The organism is Snodgrassella alvi, from assembly GCF_002777425.1.
Taxonomy (GTDB): Bacteria; Pseudomonadota; Gammaproteobacteria; order Burkholderiales; family Neisseriaceae; genus Snodgrassella; species Snodgrassella alvi_B.
Genome location: NZ_MDVC01000072.1, coordinates 1 through 6,900 on the forward strand (window position 1 = coordinate 1; position 6,900 = coordinate 6,900).

Genomic DNA, 6,900 nt, shown 5'->3' on the forward strand with positions numbered 1-6,900 from the left:
CATGACGCTCTTTATGACCGTTATACTCACTTCCTCTATCCGTCAGAATTCGTAAAAGCGCTACCTGCTCATTATCAAAAAATGGTATCACTTTATCATTGAGCATATCCGCAGCAACTAAACTGTTTTTCTCCGTATATACTTTAGCAAACGCCAGTCTTGAATAGGTATCAATAAACGTTTGTTGGTATATTTTCCCAATCCCTTTAATATGACCAACATAATATGTATCTTGTGCGCATAAGTATCCAGGATGCTGGGTCTCAATTTCACCCTGTGCCTCTCGCGCTGCTTTCGCTTTCTCTAAAGCCTGTAGCTGGCTTTCTGTTAACACAAGCCCTTCCTGAGCTACTTTTGTTTCCAGAGCGATCAGTCTTTTTTTGAAGCTTTCTAAATCGTGGCGTAACCAGATTGAACGTACACCACTGCCAGAGACCATTATTCCTTGCAGACGTAGCTGATTAGCAACCCGATGTTGGCCATAAGCAGGAAATTCATAAGCCATATTAACGACAGCCTGCTCAATATGAGGTTCTACGCGATTTTTCTCTATAGGTTTTTTGCGACTTATTTCCTGAAGAGCTAATTCTCCGCCCTGTTCATAGAGTTTTTTGAAGCGATAATAGCTGTCGCGACTATACCCCAAGACTTTACAGGCTTGCTGAACGTTACCTAACTGTTTAGCGAGTTCTAAAAGTCCTAATTTTGGTTTAATTATTTTTGCAGATTGATTCATTACTGACACTCCATTATTGGTTTAAAATACACTAAATGTCAGATTAAATAAAGACTACTACACCTAAGACAAGCAGTATTATTTTCTACTTGAAGCTTGTACTAAGTTTGGGGTATTTACATAAGCCGGTTTCTCTGTCTAAATATTGTCCCTGATATCTGAGGTTTTGTTCTACTGATTCGTGTTCGATTTCATGAATCCGCTTTCCCCATAACTGAAAGCTACATTCCCACAGTATTTCGCCGTTTGCATCGGTTAATTCTTCCGGTACTTTCTAGTATTAATAAATAGCCTTTTATTTTGTTAAATATTTATTGACTAAACATTTTTCTTAATAAATTATGATAATTTTACCCCTAAATACCAATTCAAGACGTATAAAGATTTAGATCTAATATTGTTTAGATCTTACTTATCTGTATTTTCATCTTTTCTAATACTTTTTCTAAATTCATCTAGTCCTTCCGAACTCAAATCTTTAATATAGATTAATGTCGCTATGCCAGTTTTATTATTTACTTCTTTTAGCCATTCACAAAAATTATCAAATATAATATCGTCACATTCCTCTTGATATAAAAATCCAGTTTCTGTATGTGAGATCTCTAATTCCTCTAAAGCATCAATAAATTCCTTTTTATTTTTAATGAGCCAACTCATAGGTAGTTTAGTCATAATATCCATTAGCTTTAGTTCATCATCATAATCTAAATAGGTTGGTTTATTTTTCAAAAAATTGTATAGTATATTCTCGTTCATAAATTAATATCCTGATCCATCTAATGGAATATGAGCTGCATTTCTATCACGTTTAAAATCTCCCCATGTTCCATCTGTTCTATAACTTTGCTTATTTTCAGTATTTGTAATCCTAACCGTTGGGCCATTTGCTGCATTAGCTGTTGGCCATTTTGCTTTTGCAGCAGGATCCATGCCATGTCCATGTACTTCGTAGTTTTCATTCTTATACTTAAATCCACCTGTTGGGAAACGCTTAGGATCAGCATGCCAAGTATTTGGTATTCCTCCTTGTGTGGCCCATGCATCTATGTCTGCTTTATTTACCCTCCTATTTCTAACTAATTCTGATGGATCAGTTGGGCGTTTGGTAAAACGTCCTGTTTCATTATTACGCCAACGATTCAACTTACTATTAAAACTACAGCTCAACCCAAGTGGATCCACCCAAGTCAACCCATTAGGCGCATACTGATACAGATTAAACCCACCCAGCAGCCCAATTGGGTCAGGCTGGGTAAATCTACCTATATCCGAATCATAATACCTGAAAGTATTGTAATGTAAACCAGTTTCCCTGTCTAAATATTGTCCCTGATATCTGAGGTTTTGCTCTACTGATTCGTGCTCAATTTCATGAATCCGTTTTCCCCACAGCTGAAAGCTGCATTCCCACAGTATCTTACCGTTTGCATCGGTTAACTCTTCCGGACAGCCGTTCAGGTCGGTGTGGAAATAGCGGATATGTTGTTCTTGGTTGCCGTCTGTGTCTATACGTGCCAGTGGTTCGTAGCTGTTCTGGTCGGTATAAATATACAGGCTGGTGGGGTGATTCGGGCCGGTTTCCTGGATCATTCTTAACCCGTCCCACAGGAAGCGGGTACGGTTGTAGGGTTGGCCTTCGCGGTCTATCTGATGCTTTTCAATACGCCGGCCAAGGGCGTCGTAGACGTAGCCGTAGCGCTGGCTGCGGCCTGTTTGTTCAATGCGTACTTCGCTCAGGCGGTGTTCAGCATCGTAGTGGTAGTGCTGGGTAGCACCGGTGGTCTGTTTGGTTTGGGTTCTGCCGTGCTCGTCGTAGCGGTAGTGGTGTCCTCTGAAATGCAGGAACTGGTTACAGCGAATCAGGTTGTGGTTGCTGTAGTCCTCTCTGTATTTGCTGTCCAGCAGGTTGGCAGCGGCATCGTATTGCAGGGTTTCCCAGTATCTCTGGTTGCGACAGCCTTCGATTCTGCCGGTGTGATCATAGCGGTAATCGGTCTGGCCGTGTTTACTGCGTTTTTTTACTGAATACTCTGTCTAGATTTGTACTACAATTTACTCTTATGAATAGACTTTAATTAGTAATTAAAATCAAATGACTGAAAAAATACTTTTGTAATTTTTTTCAGTCATTTAATAACGAATCAATATCTTCTTTAAGTTAACAAATATTGTACTAATTTTGATTGCTCTAACCTAGGTAATAAATTACACGCTAAATTAATAGATTAATAACTAAAATTTAGCTTTAGATATTTAAAGAGGTTAATAATATAATTTTCATTAAAAATCCATGAACGCATCATTTTCGTAGTAAAACATAAAAGACTTGAATAAATCTTCTAATGATGCATTATCTAATTGCTGTTTAGCATAATCAATAACATCTTCAATACTAGCACCATCTAAAGTCTCTATCCAACCATCATTTTTAACTTGCTTTGGTAGGTATTCATCCGAATCTGGAGGAAAATCCCAACTATCCAATGAAAAAACACCTAGTGTATCAAGGTTCCAAGTAGTTTTATCTGGAGGAAGATAAAACCAAGTTTGAGGGATTTTATCAGGATTAGAGAGCACTTCTCGAATTGATATCAGTTTCATATTTTTTCTCACTATATAAAGTATTATCAACACTTACCACCAAGTTTTTTAAAACCCCCTTTCTGATTTGGATGTAAATTACCCTGTACAGGTCCAGGCGCTTTATGTTGAGATCTTGGTATAAGCTCTATTTTTGTTGGATCATGAGCATTATGATGCCATGAGTGTTCAGGTGGACTTGTCCCTTTAAACCCGCCTCTGGGGCCTGGTTGTACATGAGCCACAACCTCTGGAGGCAACATTTTAGCAAAATCTGGGTTATTTTTTAACACATTATAAAGTTGTTCATTAGCATTTTTAAAATGCTGCGCCCTAGTACTAGTTTGTATATTTTCTGGAATTTCTGTTTGATACCAAACACTATAACCAGAACTGGATAATGGTCTACCGGAAGCATCTACACCAGATAAGTCTTTTTTAGCACACCCCCACGGATCGACCCAAGTCAACCCATTAGGCGCATACTGGTACAGATTCAAGCCACCCAGCAGCCCAATCGGGTCTGGCTGGGTAAATCTACCTATATCCGGATCATAATACCTGAAAGTATTGTAATGTAAGCCGGTTTCTCTGTCTAAATATTGTCCCTGATATCTGAGATTCTGCTCTATGGGTTCGTGTTCGATTTCATGAATCCGTTTACCCCATAGCTGAAAGCTGCATTCCCAAAGTATTTTACCGTTTGCATCGGTTAGTTCTTCTGGGCAGCCGTTCAGGTCGGTGTGGAAGTAGCGGATATGTTGTTCTTGGTTGCCGTCTGTGTCTATCCGCGCCAGTGGTTCGTAGCTGTTCTGGTCGGTATAGATATACAGGCTGGTGGGGTGATTCGGGCCGGTTTCCTGAATCATTCTTAACCCGTCCCACAGAAAGCGGGTACGGTTGTAGGGTTTGCCTTCGCGGTCTAACTTCTGTTTTTCGATGCGTCTGCCAAGGGCGTCATAGAGGTAGCGGTATCGTTCGGTTTTGTTGAGCTGTTCGATGCGTACTTCGCTCAGGCGGTGGTCAGCGTCGTAGTGGTAGTGCTGGGTGGCGCCGATGGTCTGTTTGCTGGCAGTTCGGCCATGCTCGTCGTAGCGGTAGTGGTGTCCTCTGAAATGCAGGAGCTGGTTACAGCGGATGACATTCTGATTGCGAGGGTCTAATTCTATTGGCCGTCTGTGGTCTAACAGGTTGGCGGCCGCATCATATTGCAGGGTTTCCCAGTATCTCTGGTTTCGGCAGCCTTCGATTCTGCCGGTGTGATCATAGCGGTAATCAGTCTGGCCGTGTTTGCTGTGTTTTTTGCTTACCAGTTGGTCGAGGTTGTCGTACTGGTAGCTGCGTTCGATAAGGATATCGGGCGGGATGGGATTCTGATTGCGCCGAATCTGTTTGCGTTGCAGTCGGCTGTAATAATTATATTCTTAAAATAGCTTGCGAGATTAATTCAATTAAAAAGCCTGAGCGATAAGACTCAGGCTTGTGTGGTAGATTAGTGTAAAGCTTACCAACTATTTGCGTGTTGATATTAGAATTTAAACACTCCTATGTATTTAAGACCGTTATAGCTGTCTTTATAGGGTTTTTGAAGTTTGAATTCGCTATCATACTTGCTCTCAGCCGTATACCAAATTACAGCATTTGCTTTAGTTATACCCAGTTTGTTACAGGCCTGAACTATCTGGTTCTTGCAGTCCAAGTCAGTGGTAATCAATTGGTCAACAAGGGTTGTAATGTCAACCTCCTCTTTCAGCGGTTCTGGATAGCCGATAAAATCCTCGTCGTACCAGTCATTACCTGTATCTTTACAAAAGCCACAAATTTTATATTCAGGACTACCTAATTCTTCAGTAAAATCCAGCTCAAAATATTGGTTGAACTCATCAAGCGGCATATGGTTTGTTCCTATCCACAGGTGGGAATCACTTGTTGGATCAAATGCCTTGAGTGGATATTTAGTATCCGCGTTAAATTCGCCTATATATTTAAGTCCGTTATAATTTTCTTTATAAGGTTTCTCTACCTCTAGATTTAATGATGGATTATTATTAATGTACCAAAATACCGAATTAGCTGTTGTGACACCTAATTTAATGCATTGTTCACGGATTTTTTTCTTTTCACTTTCATTTACTTCTATTTTATCAATAATCAAATTGATATCCTGAGGCGAAGAAAGTCTATCAGGTATAACCAGCCGATCTGTCATATAAACAAGTTCGCCTATATCAGCACAGAATAAGCATGACGGTGTAACTAAATCAAAGGGCATATCTTCTATTTCTTCGAAATAGTGTTGATATTCTTCATCTGATGAAAAATTATTGCCTATCCATAGCTGGATAGTAACTTTATTCAAATCAATTTTACTCATGATTATTACTCCTAAATTGATTAACATTTGGATTTATATCTCATATGCTTTTTATGCATATCTTTTATAATTTTTTGTGCCTCTTTTTTTGATGTGGCTCCGTTTAATTGTTCCATTAGATCAATATGGAACCATCTGCCAGCACGAGAGCCATGATGAGCACCTTCAAGGATTTCTCCTGTTTTTCCATGTTTAACACCGGTAAAATAAATATCTTTTGTAGACACGGTCATTGCTTTTAATTCCTGAGCGGTAAAGCCTAATGACTTGGCTTTTGCTGCTAGACTAACAGGGAACATTTCATGCTTACCGTCACCATTTCGTAAAGCATCTTTTACAGATCCAATATTGGAATAGTGGTTTCTTTATCCTTGTTTTCTTTGATAATCATTCAGTTAAATAAAAAAAGGGTAATTTCGTTTTCTTTTGGCTATCTGCTTAACGAAGTGGTTCTGGTAATCGCCGTGTCAGGGGACGTAATTTTTCTCTGTCATTCCATAAACCAGGGAATACTTCAAACTTCAGATCATCACGGTTAATACCTGTATCAAAATAGCGGCAGAGACGGTCTCTTAAATCTACATCGCCCCACATATTAGTCAGTTCATATTGTTCAATAAGCTTACGATCCTGTGGAAGAGTTAAATCTTCTTTGATAATTGGTGCTCTAGTTGTACTTAAAATGCCATTAGCATCAGGGACGAGGTCTATTAGTTTTCCTCCTAAAAAATGAAAATTAAATCTGTCACCTTTGTAGTGCCCATAATCTAAAATTGTATAGGGTTTAATCCAATATCTTTCGTTGGGCTTTGAGCTGGGTATTACTGTAGTGGATTTTATTTTCCCCTGAATTAATGACTTATTAATTACATTCCCAACAAAAACTCTGAACAATGGTTCTATTTTATTTAAATCTAAATTTTTCCATGCTCCATCTGAATTGAAAATATCATAAAAACGCATTTCAGGGCTGGTTAGCATCTGTCCAATTGTGTATAAATTATCACGTAATTGGATATTGACTAGATCATTTTTCTTCCAAACAACACGCTTAGCCATAATTAGCATCGACCTCTTTTTTTAGGAACACTCTTTCGACCTTCAAGATGTTTATCGGCGGCTTCAAGATAAGCCTCTCTGTTAGCATTATGCAAACCAACTGGATGTTGTTTATTTGCAGTACCTTCAAGACGACCAAGCTCTTCAA

11 protein-coding genes are annotated in these 6,900 nt (G+C 39.0%); 3 read left to right on the forward strand and 8 right to left on the reverse strand.

The window, feature by feature from the left end; translation table 11 throughout:
• The 3 genes from BGI33_RS07105 to BGI33_RS07120 all read right to left on the reverse strand — a co-directional run.
• Positions 1-736, reverse strand: a 736-nt coding sequence (locus BGI33_RS07105; RefSeq protein WP_100090567.1) for a helix-turn-helix domain-containing protein, incomplete at its 3' end; no start/stop codon positions are given.
• A gap of 408 nt (positions 737-1,144) precedes the next feature.
• Positions 1,145-1,495: a hypothetical protein gene (locus tag BGI33_RS07115; RefSeq protein WP_100090568.1), complete on the reverse strand. Its 351-nt coding sequence runs from the start codon at positions 1,493-1,495 to the stop codon at positions 1,145-1,147.
• Between the two features lie 3 nt (positions 1,496-1,498).
• Positions 1,499-2,329, reverse strand: a complete 831-nt coding sequence (locus BGI33_RS07120; RefSeq protein WP_100090569.1) for an RHS repeat-associated core domain-containing protein — start codon at positions 2,327-2,329, stop codon at positions 1,499-1,501.
• A gap of 39 nt (positions 2,330-2,368) precedes the next feature.
• Between BGI33_RS07120 and BGI33_RS07125 the strand changes: the two genes are divergently transcribed.
• Positions 2,369-2,764 carry a hypothetical protein gene (locus BGI33_RS07125; RefSeq protein WP_100090570.1) on the forward strand — a complete coding sequence of 132 codons (396 nt, stop codon included), beginning with the start codon at positions 2,369-2,371 and terminating at the stop codon, positions 2,762-2,764.
• Between the two features lie 255 nt (positions 2,765-3,019).
• Here BGI33_RS07125 and BGI33_RS07130 read toward each other — a convergent pair whose 3' ends face one another.
• Together BGI33_RS07130 and BGI33_RS07135 are read right to left on the reverse strand one after the other, a co-directional pair.
• A complete protein-coding gene (locus BGI33_RS07130) occupies positions 3,020-3,340 on the reverse strand; it encodes a DUF7716 domain-containing protein (protein WP_100090576.1) in 321 nt (106 codons plus the stop codon).
• Positions 3,341-3,366: 26 nt separating this feature from the next.
• Positions 3,367-4,188, reverse strand: a complete 822-nt coding sequence (locus tag BGI33_RS07135; protein ID WP_100090571.1) for an RHS repeat domain-containing protein — start codon at positions 4,186-4,188, stop codon at positions 3,367-3,369.
• Positions 4,189-4,338: 150 nt separating this feature from the next.
• Between BGI33_RS07135 and BGI33_RS13135 the strand changes: the two genes are divergently transcribed.
• Positions 4,339-4,482: a hypothetical protein gene (locus BGI33_RS13135; RefSeq protein WP_180297027.1), complete on the forward strand. Its 144-nt coding sequence runs from the start codon at positions 4,339-4,341 to the stop codon at positions 4,480-4,482.
• A 45-nt stretch (positions 4,483-4,527) separates the two neighbouring features.
• The gene (locus BGI33_RS07140) at positions 4,528-4,752 is read left to right on the forward strand and encodes a hypothetical protein (protein ID WP_100090572.1); all 225 of its coding nucleotides are present in this window, start codon (positions 4,528-4,530) and stop codon (positions 4,750-4,752) included.
• Between the two features lie 95 nt (positions 4,753-4,847).
• Here the strand turns inward: BGI33_RS07140 and BGI33_RS07145 are convergent, their stop codons facing one another.
• The 3 genes from BGI33_RS07145 to BGI33_RS07155 form a co-directional block, all read right to left on the reverse strand.
• Positions 4,848-5,693: an immunity 22 family protein gene (locus tag BGI33_RS07145; protein ID WP_180297028.1), complete on the reverse strand. Its 846-nt coding sequence runs from the start codon at positions 5,691-5,693 to the stop codon at positions 4,848-4,850.
• Positions 5,694-5,713: 20 nt separating this feature from the next.
• Positions 5,714-5,992, reverse strand: coding sequence for a hypothetical protein (locus tag BGI33_RS07150; protein ID WP_100090574.1), 279 nt, complete (start codon positions 5,990-5,992; stop codon positions 5,714-5,716).
• A gap of 139 nt (positions 5,993-6,131) precedes the next feature.
• Entirely contained in the window at positions 6,132-6,752 is a 621-nt protein-coding gene (locus BGI33_RS07155; RefSeq protein WP_100089896.1) for a hypothetical protein, read from the reverse strand.
• Positions 6,753-6,900 lie beyond the last annotated feature (148 nt).